Genomic DNA, 18,494 nt, shown 5'->3' on the forward strand with positions numbered 1-18,494 from the left:
TCTGTGCAGTTTGTGCGGAAGATCAGTGGGTTTGCTAAGCCTTCGAAGGCGAATGAGGCGGCGTTTGATGCGGCGGTGAGTGAGATTGCTGCGGCTTCTGCGCGGTTGCTTGGGGCGCTGGAAACGAATGCGCCGCAGCGGAATCGGGAAGAGGAGGCTGCGAAGGCTAAGGCGCGGGGTGAGGCGCGGTTTGCCAAGTAAGGATTTATTTCTTCAGGCGGGGACGCCGTGTTCAATTCGGCCAAGAACGGCGAGAACGCGCTCACGGCCGTTGGCGTCGTGCATGAGGGAGATTGGCGTTGCGTAATTAAGAGCACGCACTGGAGTGCCAAGCCAGCACATCGCTGCGGGCTGATCGCCTATGACTTCAATGGCGCGACGAATAACAGCGGACTGTACCTGATCGGTAGCATCTGCATCTATTAACATTGATTCCATTCTTCGTTCGTATAGTACAGAACGGCATACCAGTATCTTTCGAGCCGATGTACTTCTGGAACATCACAAGGAATGCCATTGAACTTGCCTGATAAGTGCTTGCGCGCCGGTTCGGCGAGTGAATCGTCAGGATCAAAGACAAGATAAACATCTGTGTCGCTTCCGAAACCTCCCCAGCCATCCCATTCGATATGGCGTAATTCGCGATTTGGCGGAGTTGGCTGTGCCATAAGCTCTGCTTTGTAGCTATTCGAATGAAAAAGCCATCTTACGGTGCTACTCAGTGGATGTATATTCGCAGCGCCTGCAATAACACCGGCGATGAGTAGCGGCAGAACTACCGCTGCCACATAAACAAATCGCAGCAAGATCAGCCTTGTCTTTCTTTTCCTCCTCATGTCTGACTTATCCGAGAAACATTCCTGCGATTGAGGCGCTGATCAGGTTGGCCATGGTGCCGGCTAGCATGGCGCGGATGCCTAGTTTTGCGAGGTCGTTGCGGCGTTCGGGGACAAGTGCGCCGATGCCGCCGATTTGCATGCCGATGGAGCCGAGGTTTGCGAAGCCGCAAAGTGCGAAGGTTGCTATGGTGAAGGCGCGGGGTGAGAGCGTGTGAGAGCGTGGACCTTTCAGCGCCGAGTTGGATGTAGGCGATGACTTCATTGAGGGCCATGCGCGTGCCTAGTAGGTTGCCGATGGCGAGGCAGTCATGCCAGGGCACGCCGATGAGCCATGCTACCGGGGCGAAGACGAAGCCGAGGATCTGGCCGAGGCTCGATGGGAACCAGCCGATGTGCGTGTGGACCCATGCGAGCAGCATGTCAAGCAGGGCTACGAGCGCGAGGAAGCTGATGAGCATGATGGCCACGTTCAGGGCGAGCTTGCCTCCGTCGATGGTGCCGCGGGCGATGGCGCCGATGAGGTTCTCGTCCTTGTGCTGCTCATCCTTGGGGATGACGACTTTGCCTTCGGTGGCGGGGATTTCGGTTTCCGGCACGAGCATCTTGGCCATGAGGATGGTGCCGGGCGAGGTCATGATGACGGCGGAGAGAAGATGGCGGGCTTCGACGCCCTGGGAGATGTACATGGCCATGATGCCGCCGGAGACGTGCGCCATGCCGCTGGTCATGATGGTCATGAGCTCGGAGCGCGTGGCCTTCGAGAGAAAGGGGCGGATGGTGAGCGGGGCTTCGGTCTGGCCCATGAAGATGGAGGCGGCGACGTTCATGCTTTCCGCGCCTGAGATGCGCATGGTTTTGAGCATGATCCATGCGAGCGCGCGGATGATGAGCTGCATGACGCCGATGTGATACAAGACCGCGAAGAAGGCGGAGATGAAGATGATTGTCGGCAGAACCTGGAAGGCGAAGATGGAGCCTGATGCGGGCGCGATGAGCTTGCCGAAGGCTCCGGCGTTGGGGAGGCCGAGTTCCCCGAAGAGGATGCGGGTGCCTGCGGTGGTGGCGGAGAGCATGCTGTTGACTACGCCGCCGGCCCAGGTCATGAATTGCTGGCCGAAGGTGAATTTGAGCACGAAGAAGGCGAAGAGGACTTGCAGGCCGAGTCCCCAAGCTACGGTGCGCCAGCGAATTTTGCTGCGATTGGTGGAACCAAGCCAAGCCGCAAGCAGCACGGCGAGAATCCCTAAAATGCCCGTGAAACGATCCAAGATAGCTCCTGCGGAGCTAGGGACTAAGGGACTTGGGGACTGAGGGACTAGAAGCCCAATCGAACTGCATGCAATCATGGGCACTTTGACTTGTCCGTAGTACCTGGTACCTGTTCCCTGCTTTTGAAATACCTTAGCAAACTAGGCCAGATATTCCCTTGCAATTTCTTGGGTGATGATGCGGCTTACGAGCGGGGGACCTGCGGACGGCGACTCTTTGGAGATGTGGATTGCGGAACGAAGCAATGCCTCGGCTTCCGCGAGATGCGTTTCGCTTGTGCCGTAGAACGTGGCTAGCGGCTGGCCCTTTTCGATGCGCGCGCCGCGTTTGGCGTGGAACTCGATGCCTGCGTGGGGATCGACGGACTCGCCTGCCTTCTCTCGGCCTGCGCCGGTGCGTTGCACGGCCCAGCCGATGACTGTTGTGTCCATCTCCGCGACGTAACCGGATTCCCATGCTGCGAGGACTGTGGTTGCGGCGGGCTTGTGCGAGGCTTTTAGATCGTTAAAGACGCTGAGATCGCCGCCCTGCGCTTTCACCATTTTTAGAAATGCGGTCAATGCGGAGCCGCCTGCGAGAGCGCGTTCGGCGGATTGGTAGCCCGCTTCGGCTGAGGGGGCCTGGCCGCCGAGGTAGATCATCCATCCGGCGAGGATGAGCGATAGCTCGCGGAGGTCTTCACTTGCTGCAGGCCGCTCGCCGCGCAGGAGAGCGATGCACTCAGCAATTTCAATCCAGTTGCCTGCGGTGTAGCCGAGCGGCTGGTTCATGTCGGTAAGCAGAGCCACGGTGCGTGTGCCGGCGGCTTCCGCTGTGGCCACCATGAGCGCGGCGAGAAATTCGGCATCTTCGTATTTGCGGAGGAATGCGCCGGAGCCAGTTTTGACATCGAGCACGAGTGCGTCGAGGCCCGCGGCGAGCTTCTTGCTGAGGATGGAGGCGCAGATGAGGCCCGGGTTTTCGACGGTCGCAGTGCGATCACGCAAGGCGTAGAGAACACGGTCGGCGGGAACGAGCTTTGGCGTCTGACTGACAATGGACGCGCCGCATGTGCGGAGTACAGATTCGAATTCTGAGAGCGAGAGCGCGGTGCGGAAGCCGGGGATGGATTCGAGCTTGTCGAGCGTGCCTCCGGTGTGGCCGAGGGCACGGCCGCTGATCATGGGCACGGCTACGCCGCAGGCCGCCGCGAGAGGCGCGATGAGGAAGCTGGTCTTGTCGCCTACGCCGCCGGTGGAATGCTTATCGACGGCGACTTTGCCGAGGCTGTGTGGGTTGAACTTTTCGCCGGAGTCACGCATCGCCAGGGTGAGAGCGCGAACTTCATCGAGGGCGAGGCCGCGCAGCCAGGCGGCCATGAGCCATGCGGCGAGTTGATCCGATGGGATGGAGCCGGTGGCTGCGCCTGTGACGAGAAATTCGATCTCGCGCGCGGTGAGGGTTTCGCTGTCGCGTTTTTTGCGGATGAGATCGACGGCGTGGAGGGGAGTTTCTGCGCTACTACTCATTAGGAACCGCGCCTCACTTCAGTTTCATATCAAAACAGTTGGGCAGGAGATCAGAGAAGGTCATGGTGCGCGGGCCGTTGATGGATGGGAAGACGACTGGCGTATCGGGCTCGGCGAACTCTGCGAGCATCTGACGGCATGCGCCGCAGGGAGGGCTGGGAGCATCGTTGAGATTTGCCACGGCGACGGCTTTGATCCGAATTGCGGGACCGAACTCTGCGATGGCGCGCACCAGTGCTGAGCGCTCCGCACAGAAGGTGAGGCCGTAGCTGACGTTCTCTACGTTGGTCCCGGTGACGATGGAGCCGTTTGAGAGCAAGAGTGCTGCGCCGACCTTGAAATTCGAGTAAGGCGAGTAGGAGTTCTGCGCAACGCGGCGCGCAGCCTTCATGAGCAGTTCCAGTTCAGCGCCCATCGCTTGCGTGCTCTCTGCATTCATCATGAGAATTTGAGGCTAGCACAACGAGGACGCCCCTCATTAGCGTTCTTCAATCTATGTAACATCTCAGTCTGAAGAAACTACCTCAGAGGCTAAAGCCCAATTTTATTTTTATCGTCATTTTGGCACGACTAAAGTCATGCCCTGTTACAAAGCAATTCAAATTAGTGTTTTTCAATCTCCACCTTCCGTTCCTTCTCATATTCTGACCTGCCCTCACTCAAGTTGCCCCGCAACTCTACCGATATACGGCAATAAGGCCACCGCTGCGCAAAAGGCAGAAGACGAGATTATGGATGAATTAACGCGGGAGTTTTTGATTGAAAGCCAGGAGGGGCTGGACCGCATGGAGCGGTGCCTGACTGAGCTGGAAAGCAGGCCGGATGACACAGCGTTGCTGGCCGACATCTTCCGCTCAGTGCATACCATTAAAGGCACGACGGGGTTTCTGGGGTTTAAGCGGCTGGAGAAGCTGGCTCATGCGGGCGAGAATCTTCTGGGGCTGTTGCGTGACGGGAAGCTGGCCGCGAAACGATCCATCATAACTGGGCTGCTGGAGCTTCTGGATGGTCTGCGGTCCATTCTGAGCAACATTGAGGCCGACGGTGACGAGGGCGCTGGCGAGGACGTGGAACTGATCGCCAGGCTGGAAGAGTTGCAGGAGCTGGACGAAGAGCTGCAAGTTGAAGAACACAATGCCGCGTTGACCTCTACGCAGGTGCAGAATCCACTGATAATGGCGATGGTGCAGGAGCAGAAGCAGGCTGAGACGCAGAAGAAAACTGCTGCTGAAGTTGCTGCGCCTGCAAGCGCGGCCGAACCCGTGAAGGCCGCAGCAATGACTGCCTCCTCATCTGCCGCGGAGAGCACGCTGCGCGTGGATGTAACTCTGCTGAACAGGATGATGAACCTGGTGGGCGAGCTGGTGCTGACGCGCAACCAGGTGCTTCAGGCTACCGCCTCCGATCCCAAGATGACTCTGCTTACAAGGCGGCTGGATATGGTAACGGCTGACCTGCGCGAGAGTGTGATGAAGGCACGCATGCAGCCGGTTTCAAATATCTTTTCGAAGATGCCGCGCATTGTGCGCGATGTTTCGCAACTACTGGGCCGCAAGGTGCGACTTGAAATGGAGGGCCAGGAGACGGAGTTGGACAAGAGTCTGCTGGAGGCAATCAAGGATCCGCTGACGCATGCTGTGCGGAACTCGCTGGATCACGGTATTGAGCCGCCGGAGGTTCGTGTTGCTGCTGGGAAAAGTGTTGAAGGCACGCTCAAGCTGCGGGCTGCGCAAGAAGGCAGCCACGTGATTGTGGAAGTGGGCGATGACGGCGCAGGAATCTCGGCCGAGAAGGTTCGCAAAAAAGCGGTTGAGCGCGGGCTGATTACGTTTGAGGCTGCGACGCAGCTTCCTGATCGCGAGTTGTTGAACCTGATCTTTTTGCCTGGTTTCTCCACTGCCGCCGCTGTGACCAGCGTGAGTGGACGTGGCGTGGGGATGGACGTGGTGAAGACCAATGTGGAGAAGATTGGCGGCAAGGTGGAGATTGAATCGCGCCTGGGCAAGGGCACGACGCTGCGCCTGCGGATTCCGCTAACGCTGGCGATTATTCCCGCGCTGATTGTTCGCAGTTTGGAAAAGAGCTTTGCGGTGCCGCAAGGGGCTCTGTCAGAGCTGGTGCATCTGAGCGTTGAGCAGGCCGCGGAAGCGATTGAGTGGATAGAAAATGCGCCGCTGTACCGGCTGCGCGGGCAGCTATTGCCGCTGGTCTTTTTGGACCGGATGTTGACGGCGGGCAAGAGCGCGCAGTTGAGCGAGGTGCGGGATGTGTTTGTCGCGGTTCTCGATGCAGATGGCCGCAGGTACGGTTTGGTGGTGGATGGGTTGGCCGATCCGGAAGAGATTGTGGTTAAGCCGCTGAGCCCTGTGCTCAAGGACATTGGTTTGTACTCAGGCGCGACTGTGCTGGGCAATGGAGACCTGGCGCTGATTCTGGATCCGGGGGCAATTGCCGCGAAGGCCGGTGTGGCCATGCGCGCAGAGGAGCAGATCAAGATGAGAGACACGGAGGTTGAGGCCGAAGAGGCGCAAGGCAACGAGTATCTGCTTGTGGAAGTGGCCGGACGACGCGCAGCGGTGCGGCTTGCGGATGTGCTCCGCATTGAGCAGTTGCCGGCATCGCGAGTGGAATACATTGGCGTGCGGCCTGTGGTTCACTTCGGTGGGCAGTTGCTTGCTGTGGAAGATGCGGGGGGCCTGCTGGCAGAGGCGCGCGGTGAGATGCAGGTGATTATTGTGGTCTGCCGCGAAGCCGGCCGCCAGGTGGGCATTGCTGTTTCGCATGTGCTGGATGTGGCGGCGGGCAGCGATCTGTTTGAGGCCGGCACGGCGCAGACGGCGAGCGGCGTGACTCTGCTCAAAGATCGGGTAACCGGCATTGTTGATCTGGGCAGCGTTGCTGCGCTGCCCATGCCAGAAGCTGCTGCATATATGGAGAATGAACAATGAGCGCAACTGCAAACAGCCTTCGCTCCCGCAAGAAAGAGACCGCCGCAGAAATGGCCGAGGTCTGCTCTATTCATCTTGGCGATGGTCTTTATGGTCTCCCCATCTCGCACATTCTGGAGATTGTGGGCGATACGAAGCCTGAGACCGTGCCACTGGCGCCAGCCTTTGTGGGCGGGCTGGTGCACTATCGCGGCGATGTGCTGACGACGGTGTGCGCGCGCCAACTGCTGGGCATGCCGCCGCTTGAGGGCAAGGTTCCGGACCTGCTGGTGGTGGAGAGCGTCAACGGCTGCTTCGGCCTGATTGTGGATTCGGTGCGCGAGGTACTTACTGTTTCGCGGGAAGACTTTGAGCCGAACCCGTCCACGATCCACGAGCGATCGAAGGCCTTCTTTGCGGGCACATACAAGCTCAAGGATAGGCTCATGGTCATGCTGGACCCGGCACGCATTGACCCGCTTGAACTGGCCAGAGCAAACTGAGCCGCATTTACTGAACGGAGAGATTATGCGAGCGCTCATTGTCGACGACTCACGCTTTATCCGCAACCATCTGCGCGGCCTGCTTGCGCCGCTTGGCATGGAGTGCGAGGAAGCCGCCAACGGTGCGGATGGATTGGCGATGCTTCACTCGTCTACGCCATTTGACCTGGCACTGCTGGACTGGAATATGCCCATCATGAGCGGCCTGGAGATGCTGAGCCAGATGCGGGCTGAGGGATATACCTCGGTGAAGGTTTTGATGGTGACTACGCGGTCTGAGAACGATAACATCATGCGCGCACTGGAGGCTGGTGCGGACGAATATTTGATGAAGCCGTTTGAAGCTGAAGCGCTCTCCGGCAAACTGGCAATGATGGGCCTAGTGGAGGCGTAGCCGATGCTGGAGTTACAGTCAAAGGCGCGTGCAGCGTCCCGCATTCGTGTCCTTATTGTGGATGACTCCGCAGTGATGCGCAGTTTGCTCCGCTCGGTGGTCTCGACAGACTCCGTTCTGGAGGTGGCCGGAACGGCATCGGATGGGCTTTCCGCACTCAACGCGCTTTCTGTTGTGCGGCCCGATCTTGTTTTGCTGGATGTGGAGATGCCGGTGATGGATGGGCTTGCGACGCTCAAGCAGATGCGCGAGCGCGCTCCGCGGCTGCCCATCATCATGTGCAGCGCACTGACGCAGCGCGGCGCGCAGGTCACGATTGAGTCGCTTGCCAGCGGAGCATCCGATTATGTGGCCAAGCCAACAGGGCAAACCAGCCGCGAGGCGGCCATGCAGGCGCTGGCTGCGGAACTGATTCCGAAGATTCGCGCGCTGACGATGCGCAGCACTTTGTCGTCGGCAACTCGCTGGCCGAATCTCCCTGCTGGCACGGCTGCGCCGCATCTTTCCGCGCGCCCGGCGCACTCCGCCGCTCCGGGTGCTGTGGTGATTGGAGTTTCTACCGGCGGCCCAGCGGCGCTCGATGTGATTCTGCCTGCGCTGCCCGCGTCGTTTCCAGTGCCGGTGTTTGTGGTGCAGCACATGCCCGATCTTTTTACGCGGCAACTTGCGGAACGGCTGAACAGGCGCTGCGCTCTTGGAGTTTGTGAGGCAGCAGAGGGAATGGCAGTGCGCCCCGGACAGGTCTATATTGCCCGCGGCGACTGGCATTTGAAGCTCGTGACTGCGCCGGGACAGTCGCAGACGCTGCATCTGGATCAGTCTCCACTGGAGAATCACTGCAGGCCATCCGTCGATGTATTGTTCCGCTCAGCGGCTCAGGCCTATGGCGGAAACCTGCTGGCGGTGATGCTGACCGGGATGGGCCATGACGGCCTGGAGGGCGCGCGTACTCTCTATGATCTGGGCGCAACGATTCTTGCTCAGGACGAAGCCAGCAGTGCCGTGTGGGGCATGCCGGGAGCGATTGTTCATGAAAATCTGGCGCACGCTGTGCTGCCTCTTCAACGAATGGCGGCGGAGATTTTGCGCCTTTGCACCAAGCCCGATAGCGAAGCGATCATGCTTCGGGAATCGGCGGTATAAATATGCAGGCCGATTTCAACTATCTGCGCAAGATGGTGAATTCCCTTTCGCACAATGTTCTTGATCCCTCTCGCGATTATCTCTTTGAGACGCGATTGGCGCGGCTGCTGCGGAGTCGCGAGATGAGCCACATTGGCGAGCTGGTGGAGCAGCTTCGCGGGCAGCGCGACGCGGCGCTGGAACGCGCCGTGGCTGAGGCCATGACGATCAATGAGACGAGCTTCTTTCGCGATGGACGACCTTTTGAGCTGCTCCGCACGGAACTGCTGCCGAGCCTGATTGAAAAGCGGATGAGCACGCGCAAGCTGCGCTTCTGGTCTGCGGCCTGCTCTGCCGGGCAGGAGGCCTATTCACTTGCGATGCTGCTGCGCGAACATTTTCCGCTGCTTGCCAGCTGGGAGATTCGCATTGAGGGTACGGACTTCTCCGCGGAGATGGTTGCGCGCGCGAGTGCAGGCCGCTATCACCGCATCGAGATCAACCGCGGGCTGCCGGCGCGCTCTGTGGTCCGCTTCTTTGAGCATCAAGGCGAGGAGTGGGCGATCAAGCCGGAGCTTCGGCGGATGTGCAACTTTCAGCAGGCCGATCTCTGCCAGACGCCGCTGCCCCTTGCGGAGCGATTCGATGTGATTTTCCTTCGCAATGTGATGCTTTACTTTTCAAATGAGTCACGCAGGAAGGTGCTGGCTGAAGCGCACAGGCTGCTTGCGCCGGATGGAGTGCTCTTTCTTGGATCGAGCGAACAGCCTGCGGATCTGTCGCAGTGGAATCCTGTTTTGATCGGGGGAACTTGCCACTATACGCCGAAAGCACAACTGACCAATCGCAACATCGCTTAACCATTGACGAGGCGTGCGATCTCCGTGTGCAACTGTTCGGTGATGTGCGCCTCGGTCACATCGCGATCAAAGCGAATGGGCTCGCCGACGCGAACTTCAATTTTGCCGGAGCGGAACCAACCGCGGCCTTTCTGCTTCAGCTCGCCGAGGCCAAGCAATGCCACCGGGAAAACGGGTACGTTGGACTGTTTTACCAGCAATCCAATTCCCTGCCGGAATGGGGCCAGTTTGCCTACTTCCGAGCGCGTGCCCTCTGGAAAGACGAGCACATTGTAGCCGCGATCGAGCGCGTGGCCTGCGTGAGTGAAGCTGCGTTGAAAGTCGCGCGCGCGAGGTAACGGGAAGACGTTGTAGAGCGCCGTGATGAGGAACCATGCGATGGGTCCGAAGGGGGAGAATTTGCCGTAACGCGGGCCGCGCTCAGGATTGCGGAAATGGAGCATATCATCGAGCATCTCGCCCGACATGGCTGCTGCGATGTGACGGCGCAAATGGCCGGGGAGTGCATATTGCACGAGTGGGCCGTCGTAGCTGGAGATGTGGTTGGCGATGATGAGCATGGGGCCGGCGGGAGTGCCGAGGTTCTTCTGCTTTGAGACGCGTGGGGCGGCGAGGAACCATGTGAGAGGACGTGCAATGACTTCTTGAAACACGGCGCGCAGTGCTTGCGCAGGCCAGGTCCATGGCCAGAGGGGATAGGTGTAATTTCGCGCCGCACGCGAAGCTACCGCTTGAACTGAAGTGGTGGTTTCGCTTGTGGCCGACGATTGATTGGTGTGTGGGGCGTTTGCTGAGGCTGTATCTGCATACGATGCGCTGCCACCTGCCAGTGCGCGGAGTTCGCCGAGGGTGCGAATCTCTTCGAGGAATCCGGATTCGGGCGGCATGCCCAGCTTTTGCTCGATTGCGGCGGCAAGCTGTACGCGGCCCAGGCTGTCGAGATGCAGGTCTTCATCGAGGCGCAGTTCGTCGCCTACGTTGTGCGGCGTTTCGCCGGTGATTCCAGAGATCAGATGCAGCAGCCAGTCCGAGGACGGCGCGAAAGCTGTTTCAGAGCGAAGGCCGAGCCGAGCAGCTTCGACGCTGTGAACCCATTCGGAGACGGCTTTGCGGCGAACCTTGCCTGTCGTCGTGCGCGGCAGGTCCGGTTCCGGCCATAACAGCCAGCGACGTATGCGCTGAAAGCCTGCGAGACGCGTGTTGGCTTGGTCGATTGCATCAACTGCGCCTTCACCTGCACCGCGCATGGCCAGCACTGCACACGGCTCAGGACCTGACGGAGTTTCAAGAGCAACCACGGCGCAGGCCGCTACACCTGGCTGCTGCTCAATGACTGCTTCGAGGTCTTCCGGATGAATGTTGACGCCGGATGCGGTGACGATGACTTCGCTTTTGCGGCCGAGGAATTTAAGCTCGCCGGTTTCCTGAGCTTCCGCAAGATCGCCTGTGGCGAGCCATTCATCTTCACGCTGGTGCAACTCACCACCGGACCATGTTGCGCTGGAGATCATGGGACCGCGCACAAGCACTTCGCCATCGGCGCCGATTTTTACTTCGCGTCCGGGGAGTGGCTTGCCGATGGTGCCCTTTGCAACTTTGAAAGGATGATTGAGCGTGATGAGGGCGGTAGTTTCGGTCATGCCATAGCCTTGCACGAGCACGAATCCGAGGGCATTCCAAAATTCTTCGACGCTTGGGGAGAGCGCGCCACCGCCTGAGATGAGCGCCCAGAATTTGAACCCGAAGGCTCGATGCACGCTGCGATACCACCACCAGCGCTTCCAGCCGAACTTGCCTGCGGGTTTGCCGCGCGATTCCTCGACATGCACCGACAAATCAGGGATGGTGGCTTCAAGATGCGTTTTGAGCAGCGCAAAAACGCGTGGCACCGCAGCGAGGACGGAGATGCGCTCGCGCTGGATGGTTTCGATCAGGCGAGGAGCTACGAGGCGGCTTTCAAAATGGACTTCAGCGCGAAAGATGGGCGGAATCCAGAGGCCCATGGTTTGCCCGAAGACGTGGCTGAGCGGCAGCGTGTGGAGAAACCGCAGAGGATGCACGTACTTTTCATAGCGCATGTAACGCTGCGCGGCCTGCTCGATGGGGCCTATGCTGGCAAGCATATTTCCGTGGGTGTGGACGATACCTTTGGGGTCGCCGGTGGTGCCGGAGGTGAAGAGTATCTGCAGCGGAGTGTCGCGGTTGAGCCCTTCGATTGAGCGTAGCTCCTGCTGCGGCAGGACTGCGGGACAATCTTCGAAAGCGATGAGCGGAAAATGATGATCCGCGTCTGAGGGTAGCTGCTTCAGGAGATTTGCGTCGCCTACGGCAATTTTGGGTTGGACATCGGCGGCTATGCGGGCTGCGAATTCTGCGCTGCCGAAGGCATCGAGCGGCACTGCGAGTGCACCGCGCAGAATGCAGCCGTGAAATGCGGCGATCCATTCGGCGGAGTTTTCACCCCAGATGAGAACGCGGTCGCCGGGTGCGACATGATGTGCCGCAAGCAGCGCGGCGAAGCGCCCGGCGAGGGCTGCTATTTCGCCATAGGTGGCGACACGGCGGCGATTGCCCTCCGTACGCACCACGGCAATCTCATGCCCGTAGCGGCGAAAATCTTCAACGAGTGTGGCAAGATGCTCGCGCATACATTAGCAGCATCATGTTAACAAGCGCGGCTCATGCAATTCGGACGCGATTGGGACAGTTTTCAAACTGCGTTATTCCTGAGCGGCCTCCGCGGGCACTACGCCGTCCGCCGAGCCGGGCTCACGTGCCGCGTGCGCTTCTTCGAGCATCTGCTGATCGGCAAAGCGATAGCCAACGTAAATATCGGTGAGCAGGTAGACGGGCCGCGCTGGATCATCCTCGATTTTTTTGCGAAGCTGGCGGACAAACGTCCGCAGATACTCTACTTCTTCGCGGCAATCTGCGCCCCATACCGCTGTGAGCAGCCGGGCATACGTCACTACGCGACCGGCGCGGCTCATGAGGCAGTGGAGAATGTCGAACTCCTTGCGTGTGAGGTGAATCGGCTGGTTGCGCCGTGTGACCAGGCGCCGAGGAGGATTCAACTTGATCTCGCCGATCTCAATAGGGGCGTCGTCTTGCCGCTGCGGCTGCTGTACACGGCGCACCGTGGCGCGAATGCGAGCTACGAGCTCGCGCACGCTGAAGGGCTTGGTGACGTAATCATCCGCACCGGCCTCAAGCGCATGCACCTTCTCATCTTCAGTATCGCGAACGGTGAGCATGAGCACCGGCAGGCGAGGCGAGGCTGCACGAATCCGCCGCAGCGTCTCGAGGCCGCCAATGCCGGGCATATTTACATCGAGCAGGACCACGTCATAGGGCTCGGCGCGGAGCATCTCCAGGGCAATCTCGCCACGCGAGGCCTCGGCAACTTCAAATCCCAGCTCCGTCAGCGGAGGCCGAAGAGCGCGGCGAATTGCCGGTTCGTCATCCACGATCAAAACGCGCAGTGCCGTCTGCGTCTGCGTCATATAGCCATGCTCCTCTTTCGGTTCGCGGCTACAGGAGCCGCCTCTGTCCCATTTGCGGGGGCGAGCGGAATTGCGGCGAAGAAAGTAGTTCCCTCCTCCGCGCCGCTTGCTGCCCATACCGATCCGCCATGCGCCAGCGCTACGCGCTTGGCCACGGAAAGCCCTATGCCCGTGCCTGCGGCGTGCGCAACGCCGGAGGCCGAGCGGTAGAAGCGATCGAAGATGCGCTCGCGATCTGACTGCGGAATGACAGGGCCGAAGTTCCGTACGGAGAAGATCGCTTCATCGCCCGTGCGCTCGGCGCGTATCACAATGGGTGTGCCCATGTCTGAGTACTTGCAGGCATTCTCCACATATTGAGCGAGCAGCAGGGAGATCATCTGCCGGTCACAGCGCAGCGCCAGCTTTTCGTCCGGCAATTCCAGTTGCGTGTCGGCAGCGCGCTCGCCCAGAAGCGTGCATGCCTCTTCCAGGAGGCTGGCCGCGGATACCGCGGAAATCTGCAGCGTGAAGGCTATCTGACTGGCTTCTCCATCGCCGCCTGCCAGTCGCGCGGTCTTGAGCAGGCGCGTGGTCAAGTCGCTGAGCAGGCGCGCCTGATCGTCAATCAGCGCCACGAGATCCGCCTGTGACGGACTGAGCTTCTGCATCTCCTGCAGACCGCTGGCAGCGGCGCGAATGGCGGTCAGCGGCGTTTTGTAAGCGTGGGCAAGGCCGTCCAATACTGCTGTCCGCAACTGCTCGGCCTCGCGTTCGGCCTCAATGCGGCTCTCGTTCGCCGTTGCGCGATAACGGTCAAAGGTCATTGCCGCTATATCCGCAATGGCATCATTCACCAGCGGAGAAATCTCGCCGCGCAGCACCAGGCTGCCGACGGGCACAGCGCCAAGGCGCAGAACACGCCTGCTGATGCCGGTCGCCGCATCGTCGGAGGTCGTCTCGAAGTGATACACATTCTGAGCGAGCTCGCCGGGATCTTTGCTCCACTCTCCGGCCTGATACACGGCATGCAGATCGCGGTCAAAGATAGCAACTGCTTCCAGTGCAAAGATTTCGTGGATAAGCTCGGCGAGGCGCGGACCGGGCTCCTGGTGCAAATCCAACTGCAGAGTACGCCGCGTGAGCTCGTGCAGGCTGCTCATCTCCCATTCCGCGGAGCGCGCTTCTGCAGGGACTGGATTGGGCGCTTTGGGGTTCTGCCGTGGGGATGCGACTGCGCGCAATCCAGCCACAATCCGCCGGATACCACCCTTAGCCTGTGCGCGTTTCTGGGCCCGGTTAGCCGGGTCGCGCATTGGTACGGGAAACCCTGCCAAAACTGCCCCCTGAAAACTCCCTGCAGAATTCGCTCTGCGCCGGGTAAAACGTTGTTCTACTTATTCAACTGGGCTTAGCTCGAAGTCTTTCCGGCAATAATCGATAAAGAAGTAACTGGCTATTGTATGGATTCTAACAGATTCCTTACCGCATCTTTACAGTAATGTGCCAATTCAACCTCCCTTTCTGATGCGGCCAGCATTGCATTTTTACGGCACCGCCAGACTGCGGCGCCTGGAGCTTGCTGCTGGATGGCGGCTGATTTACTTGCATCCTTCCTGTTTCCGGTTGTTATTCTGTTTTTGACAATCCCTGGATGCCGGCGCTTCAGGAGAGCTTCTGCGAATATTTTCATGTGATCCTTATGAGCCGAACCCTAGACTGATCTGTTCGCAAACCTTTATTCCGCACCTGAAGGAGATTCATGTCCATTGAGTACCGCAATTTTCTGGCTCTTCCCTATGACGAGCTGGAAGAACTGAACCTGACAGCCAAGGCCGATCGCATCAACCGCGTCTCTATTGACGAAATCCGCGAGAAGCGTCTCAAGTATCTGGCCGAAGAAAAGCGCATCAAGGCCGTGACGGTTCTCTTCTCCGATCTCGAAGGCCGCTTGCATCTGCTCGATTACGACAAGAAGTTCCTGCTGAGCAGCTATGAGAACCTGACCTTCGACGGCTCATCGATCCGCGGCTTTACTGCGCAAAAGGAAAGCGATCTGCGGCTCGGCATTGACTGGAGCGCGTTTTACTGGGTTCCGGCGGACGTGTTCGGCACGGGCAAGGTGCTGGTCTTCGGCATTGTCATCGACAAGGATGGCACGCCCTACTCTGGCGATCTGCGCGGTGTGCTCAAGGCGTACTCCGACAAGCTGTACGCCGAAAAGGGCTACACGCTGAATGCGGCGAACGAGATTGAAGGCTTCCTGTTCGCGGGCAAGGATGCGGAAAAGAACTTTCACACGACGGGCAGATTCGATTATGTGAATTCGGGTGGCTATTACCACTCGCTTCCGCTTGATCCGCTGCGCCAGTTCATTGATACCGCTGCTGAAGTACAGCGCTCCATGGGCTTCCAGAACGAGAAAGACCACCCCGAGGTTGCGCCCAGCCAGTTTGAGATCAACTACGGCTACGGCGAAGTGGTTGCGGCTGCGGATCAGATTCAGCTCTACAAGCTGCTGACGCGCCAGATTGCCACCAACATGGGCTACACGGCGAGCTTTCTGCCCAAGCCTGTTGTGGGCGTAAACGGCTCCGGTATGCATACGAATCTTTCGGTCTCGCACAACAAGACCAACCTGATGTGGGACGAGCACGGCCAGGAGAAGCTCTCGGAGTTCGGCTGGGATTTTATCGACCGCATTCTGTCGCGCGCGCTTGATATCTGCCTCATCCTAAACCCCAGTGTGAATGCTTATCGCCGCCTGGACCCGCACTTTGAAGCGCCGAACCAGATCAAGGCTTCCGCCACGGATCGTGGCTCCATGGTGCGCGTGCCGATCGGCAACTCGAAGTCGATGCGCGTGGAAGTTCGCTCAGTGGCTCCGGATGCGAACCCGTACCTTGCGCTCTACTCCATCTTCAAGACCGGCATTGACGGCACCAAGGCGGAGATCAAGAACCTGCGCCAGGCCAGCCGCTATCTGCCCGATAACGTACAGCAGGCCATTGAGGACTTCAAGAAATCCAAGTGGATTGCGGAGATTCTTGGAGCCGATGTGCAGGGCCGCTTTACGGAACTGAAGCAGTCTGCAGCGGATCGCTGCCCCAAGGCTCTCGGTACGTTCGTGAAGGGACCCGAGGTGCAGTACCACCATGAGGTTTATAACCAGTCGCTTTGGAACTTGTTTTAGACGATAGCTTGGTGAGAAACGCGATCGGCGCGGCCTACAAGGCCGCGCCGATTTGTTTCATGACAGAATGAAAGAATCATTATAATACGGAAAACATATAATGCTTTACATATAACGGTATTCGCAATATCCTTATTTCATGATCCAAAGCTTCCGGGACGCAGACACGCAAGCGCTTTTTGAAGCCCGATCCAATAGACGATGGGCTGCAATTCAGTCCGTGGCTCTCCGCAAGCTTGATCAAATGGAGGCCGCAACGGCTCTAAATGATCTAAGGATGCCGCCGGGGAATCGTCTGGAAGCTCTGAAAGGCGATAGACCCGGCCAGTACAGCATTCGAGTCAACAATCAGTATCGGATTTGCTTCATTTGGGTGGAAGACGGCGCACACGAAGTCGAGATTACGGATTACCACTAGCCGGAACGGAGTGATTATGACCATCAAGAGACCAACATCGGGGTGGAAGCTGAACCGAGTTACCACGCATCCCGGTGAAATGCTGCAGCAAGAGTTTCTTGCTCCGCTCAGCCTCTCGCAGAATGCGCTGGCGATGAAGATTCGCGTGCCCGCTACGCGCATCGGCGACATTGTGCATGGCCGCCGCGGCATCTCGCCGGACACAGCGCTGCGACTTGCGCGCTTCTTCGGCACCAGTCCTGAGTTCTGGCTGAATCTCCAGCAGATGCACGACCTCTCGAAGGCCCGCCTTGAGCTTGGCAAGACCATTGAGCGCGAAGTAGAGGCCTACTCCGCTGCCTGACAAGCGGAGCAGGCCGGCCCGGACGCAATCACAGTCTAGTGATGAAACCCCGCTCCATTTTCAGATGCTTTGAAGCCGGGCTGCGAAGCGAACCAGTGGATATGTCGTTCGATATCGCGTATGAGCATGGCTGCCAAATCATGCGTGAAACCGTTGCGGATTACCGCGCGCTGCACGATTACATATTCGCGATTAGCCGGCAGGCGATAGCTTGGAACCTGCCAGCCGCGGTCGCGCAGGCGGTCTGACAGATCGTAGAGGGACCAGTTTGTGGGTTCCTTCAGCTTCCATGCAACGACAGGCAAATCATGTCCGGTTGAAAGAACATCAAATGGTCCGAGTTTGCCAATCTTGTGCGCGAGCTCCGCTGCTACTTCGCGGCAGGCTTCATGAACGGCGCGATACCCGGCACGTCCAAGGCGAATCAGGTTGTAATACTGGGCGACGATCTGGCTTGCGGGGCGTGAAAAATTGATAGCCAGCGTCGGCATCTGTCCGCCGAGATAATCCACGTTGAAGACCAGAGCCGGATCGAGATCTTCCGTTGTACGCCAGATGATCCAGCCCACGCCGGGATAGACAAGACCATATTTATGTCCAGAAGTATTGATAGATTTCACACGCGGCAGGCGAAAATCCCACTGCAACTCCGGCTGCAGAAATGGCGCGACGAAGCCGCCGCTTGCGCCGTCGACATGAATGGGAATGTCGAGGCCGGTGCTCTGCTGAAGCTGATCCAACGCTTCGCTTAACGCGGGTACATCCTCGTAGTGGCCGGTGAAGGTGCTTCCCAGCACGGAGACTACTCCGATTGTGTTCTCATCGCAGACCGCAGCAGCTTTTTTAGGATTTGTTACCACCTCTCCGTGTTCGAGCGGCACTTCGCGCGGTTCTACATCCCAGTAACGCGCAAACTTGTGCCAGCAGACCTGTGTGTTCGATCCCATGACGAGATTCGGCTTGTCGGTTGGCTTGCCCAGCTTGCGCATCTTTTCTCGCCAGGCCCACTTCAACGCCAGCCCGCCGAGCATGCATGCTTCGCTTGAGCCGATGGTGGATGTGCCAATCGTGCGGCGCGGGTCGGGCGCGTTCCACAGATCGGCCAGCATGTGTACGCAGCGCATCTCCAGCTCCGCGGTCTGCGGATACTCATCCTTGTCGATCATGTTCTTGTCGAATGTTTCGGACATGAGCTTGTGCGCTTCCGGCTCCATCCACGTGCTGCAGAAGGTAGCCAGATTAAAACGCGAGCTGCCATCCATGATCAGCTCGTCATGAATCAGATGGTAGGCCGTGCTCGGCGCCATGCTGTGCTCCGGAATGGCGTGCAGCGGGGCCGGCCCCAATAGCGCATGGCGCGCATACATGGGACGAATCGAATCAAGACTGTAGTGTTTCCGCGCGGGGTGAGTTGGGGACTGACCAACGATTTCCGGCTCTGTGGACATGTGCAACCTCCAGAAAATTCATCCTATCTGCAAGACCGCACTCAACGCGTCAATACTTTGCGAATCTTCACAAGATAAGTGGCCAGCACCTGTGTGGAACTACACGGATGGTTGTGTAGCGCCCTCTATTGGATGCAAGGTGGAAGTCGCATACTCTCGTCTTGGACATACTCATTCCTACATGAAAG

Annotated in this window: 18 protein-coding genes; 9 read left to right on the top strand and 9 right to left on the bottom strand. The window is 58.7% G+C overall.

The window, feature by feature from the left end; all coding sequences use genetic code 11:
• Nucleotides 1-201 (top strand): DUF2277 domain-containing protein (locus tag ABSG47_RS04205; RefSeq protein ID WP_424166802.1); only part of this gene is annotated, 201 nt, incomplete at its 5' end.
• A 12-nt stretch (nt 202-213) separates the two neighbouring features.
• Here the strand turns inward: ABSG47_RS04205 and ABSG47_RS04210 are convergent.
• From ABSG47_RS04210 to cdd, 5 genes are all read right to left on the bottom strand, one after another.
• The gene (locus tag ABSG47_RS04210) at nt 214-429 is read right to left on the bottom strand and encodes an antitoxin Xre/MbcA/ParS toxin-binding domain-containing protein (RefSeq protein ID WP_424166805.1); all 216 of its coding nucleotides are present in this window, start codon (nt 427-429) and stop codon (nt 214-216) included.
• Nucleotides 423-836 (bottom strand): hypothetical protein, encoded by a 414-nt coding sequence (locus tag ABSG47_RS04215; protein ID WP_424166808.1) that lies wholly within the window; start codon nt 834-836, stop codon nt 423-425. Before ABSG47_RS04215 ends, ABSG47_RS04210 begins: the two co-directional genes overlap by 7 nt.
• Nucleotides 833-2,107 carry a NupC/NupG family nucleoside CNT transporter gene (locus tag ABSG47_RS04220; RefSeq protein ID WP_424166811.1) on the bottom strand — a complete coding sequence of 425 codons (1,275 nt, stop codon included), beginning with the start codon at nt 2,105-2,107 and terminating at the stop codon, nt 833-835. The genes ABSG47_RS04215 and ABSG47_RS04220 overlap by 4 nt, the downstream gene beginning before the upstream one ends.
• 141 nt (nt 2,108-2,248) lie before the next feature.
• Complete coding sequence (locus tag ABSG47_RS04225; RefSeq protein ID WP_424166813.1) at nt 2,249-3,616, bottom strand: thymidine phosphorylase; 1,368 nt, start codon at nt 3,614-3,616, stop codon at nt 2,249-2,251.
• Nucleotides 3,617-3,629: 13 nt separating this feature from the next.
• Complete coding sequence (gene cdd, locus ABSG47_RS04230) at nt 3,630-4,058, bottom strand: cytidine deaminase (RefSeq protein ID WP_424166816.1); 429 nt, start codon at nt 4,056-4,058, stop codon at nt 3,630-3,632.
• A 289-nt stretch (nt 4,059-4,347) separates the two neighbouring features.
• On the opposite strand from cdd, the gene ABSG47_RS04235 reads away from it, so the two are divergent.
• The 5 genes from ABSG47_RS04235 to ABSG47_RS04255 are packed head-to-tail and all read left to right on the top strand — an operon-like array spanning nt 4,348 to nt 9,422.
• Entirely contained in the window at nt 4,348-6,564 is a 2,217-nt protein-coding gene (locus ABSG47_RS04235) for a chemotaxis protein CheW (RefSeq protein WP_424166819.1), read from the top strand.
• Nucleotides 6,561-7,046, top strand: a complete 486-nt coding sequence (locus tag ABSG47_RS04240) for a chemotaxis protein CheW (protein ID WP_424166822.1) — start codon at nt 6,561-6,563, stop codon at nt 7,044-7,046. Before ABSG47_RS04235 ends, ABSG47_RS04240 begins: the two co-directional genes overlap by 4 nt.
• A gap of 25 nt (nt 7,047-7,071) precedes the next feature.
• Nucleotides 7,072-7,440: a response regulator gene (locus ABSG47_RS04245; RefSeq protein ID WP_424166825.1), complete on the top strand. Its 369-nt coding sequence runs from the start codon at nt 7,072-7,074 to the stop codon at nt 7,438-7,440.
• A gap of 3 nt (nt 7,441-7,443) precedes the next feature.
• Nucleotides 7,444-8,583: a protein-glutamate methylesterase/protein-glutamine glutaminase gene (locus tag ABSG47_RS04250; RefSeq protein ID WP_424166828.1), complete on the top strand. Its 1,140-nt coding sequence runs from the start codon at nt 7,444-7,446 to the stop codon at nt 8,581-8,583.
• A 2-nt stretch (nt 8,584-8,585) separates the two neighbouring features.
• On the top strand, nt 8,586-9,422 hold the full coding sequence (locus tag ABSG47_RS04255; protein WP_424166830.1) for a CheR family methyltransferase: 837 nt from the start codon (nt 8,586-8,588) through the stop codon (nt 9,420-9,422).
• On the opposite strand, the gene ABSG47_RS04260 is transcribed toward ABSG47_RS04255, so the two are convergent.
• The 3 genes from ABSG47_RS04260 to ABSG47_RS04270 all read right to left on the bottom strand — a co-directional run bounded on the left by ABSG47_RS04260 (nt 9,419) and on the right by ABSG47_RS04270 (nt 14,241).
• On the bottom strand, nt 9,419-12,070 hold the full coding sequence (locus tag ABSG47_RS04260; protein ID WP_424166833.1) for an AMP-binding protein: 2,652 nt from the start codon (nt 12,068-12,070) through the stop codon (nt 9,419-9,421). The genes ABSG47_RS04255 and ABSG47_RS04260 overlap by 4 nt on opposite strands.
• Before the next feature lie 72 nt (nt 12,071-12,142).
• Nucleotides 12,143-12,925: a response regulator transcription factor gene (locus tag ABSG47_RS04265; RefSeq protein WP_424166836.1), complete on the bottom strand. Its 783-nt coding sequence runs from the start codon at nt 12,923-12,925 to the stop codon at nt 12,143-12,145.
• The gene (locus tag ABSG47_RS04270; RefSeq protein WP_424166840.1) at nt 12,922-14,241 is read right to left on the bottom strand and encodes a sensor histidine kinase; all 1,320 of its coding nucleotides are present in this window, start codon (nt 14,239-14,241) and stop codon (nt 12,922-12,924) included. The genes ABSG47_RS04265 and ABSG47_RS04270 overlap by 4 nt, the downstream gene beginning before the upstream one ends.
• 425 nt (nt 14,242-14,666) lie before the next feature.
• On the opposite strand from ABSG47_RS04270, the gene ABSG47_RS04275 reads away from it, so the two are divergent.
• The 3 genes from ABSG47_RS04275 (at nt 14,667) to ABSG47_RS04285 (ending at nt 16,858) form a co-directional block, all read left to right on the top strand.
• Nucleotides 14,667-16,097 carry a glutamine synthetase family protein gene (locus tag ABSG47_RS04275; RefSeq protein ID WP_424166843.1) on the top strand — a complete coding sequence of 477 codons (1,431 nt, stop codon included), beginning with the start codon at nt 14,667-14,669 and terminating at the stop codon, nt 16,095-16,097.
• Between the two features lie 139 nt (nt 16,098-16,236).
• Nucleotides 16,237-16,515: a type II toxin-antitoxin system RelE/ParE family toxin gene (locus ABSG47_RS04280; protein WP_424166846.1), complete on the top strand. Its 279-nt coding sequence runs from the start codon at nt 16,237-16,239 to the stop codon at nt 16,513-16,515.
• Nucleotides 16,516-16,531: 16 nt separating this feature from the next.
• On the top strand, nt 16,532-16,858 hold the full coding sequence (locus ABSG47_RS04285; RefSeq protein WP_424166848.1) for a HigA family addiction module antitoxin: 327 nt from the start codon (nt 16,532-16,534) through the stop codon (nt 16,856-16,858).
• A gap of 35 nt (nt 16,859-16,893) precedes the next feature.
• On the opposite strand, the gene gad is transcribed toward ABSG47_RS04285, so the two are convergent.
• On the bottom strand, nt 16,894-18,306 hold the full coding sequence (gene gad / locus ABSG47_RS04290) for a glutamate decarboxylase (RefSeq protein WP_424166851.1): 1,413 nt from the start codon (nt 18,304-18,306) through the stop codon (nt 16,894-16,896).
• Nucleotides 18,307-18,494 lie beyond the last annotated feature (188 nt).

Origin of the sequence: Occallatibacter sp., from assembly GCF_049510455.1 — a bacterium.
Taxonomy (GTDB): domain Bacteria; phylum Acidobacteriota; class Terriglobia; order Terriglobales; family Acidobacteriaceae; genus Telmatobacter.

Excerpts from the sequence above, each read along its gene's own strand:
- ABSG47_RS04210 (WP_424166805.1), bottom strand. The coding sequence starts at position 429 with ATGTTAATAGATGCAGATGCTACCGATCAGGTACAGTCCGCTGTTATT.
- ABSG47_RS04215 (WP_424166808.1), bottom strand. The coding sequence starts at position 836 with ATGAGGAGGAAAAGAAAGACAAGGCTGATCTTGCTGCGATTTGTTTAT.
- ABSG47_RS04225 (WP_424166813.1), bottom strand. The coding sequence starts at position 3,616 with ATGAGTAGTAGCGCAGAAACTCCCCTCCACGCCGTCGATCTCATCCGC.
- cdd (WP_424166816.1), bottom strand. The coding sequence starts at position 4,058 with ATGATGAATGCAGAGAGCACGCAAGCGATGGGCGCTGAACTGGAACTG.
- ABSG47_RS04235 (WP_424166819.1), top strand. The coding sequence starts at position 4,348 with ATGGATGAATTAACGCGGGAGTTTTTGATTGAAAGCCAGGAGGGGCTG.
- ABSG47_RS04240 (WP_424166822.1), top strand. The coding sequence starts at position 6,561 with ATGAGCGCAACTGCAAACAGCCTTCGCTCCCGCAAGAAAGAGACCGCC.
- ABSG47_RS04245 (WP_424166825.1), top strand. The coding sequence starts at position 7,072 with ATGCGAGCGCTCATTGTCGACGACTCACGCTTTATCCGCAACCATCTG.
- ABSG47_RS04250 (WP_424166828.1), top strand. The coding sequence starts at position 7,444 with ATGCTGGAGTTACAGTCAAAGGCGCGTGCAGCGTCCCGCATTCGTGTC.
- ABSG47_RS04255 (WP_424166830.1), top strand. The coding sequence starts at position 8,586 with ATGCAGGCCGATTTCAACTATCTGCGCAAGATGGTGAATTCCCTTTCG.
- ABSG47_RS04260 (WP_424166833.1), bottom strand. The coding sequence starts at position 12,070 with ATGCGCGAGCATCTTGCCACACTCGTTGAAGATTTTCGCCGCTACGGG.
- ABSG47_RS04265 (WP_424166836.1), bottom strand. The coding sequence starts at position 12,925 with ATGACGCAGACGCAGACGGCACTGCGCGTTTTGATCGTGGATGACGAA.
- ABSG47_RS04275 (WP_424166843.1), top strand. The coding sequence starts at position 14,667 with ATGTCCATTGAGTACCGCAATTTTCTGGCTCTTCCCTATGACGAGCTG.
- ABSG47_RS04280 (WP_424166846.1), top strand. The coding sequence starts at position 16,237 with ATGATCCAAAGCTTCCGGGACGCAGACACGCAAGCGCTTTTTGAAGCC.
- ABSG47_RS04285 (WP_424166848.1), top strand. The coding sequence starts at position 16,532 with ATGACCATCAAGAGACCAACATCGGGGTGGAAGCTGAACCGAGTTACC.
- gad (WP_424166851.1), bottom strand. The coding sequence starts at position 18,306 with ATGTCCACAGAGCCGGAAATCGTTGGTCAGTCCCCAACTCACCCCGCG.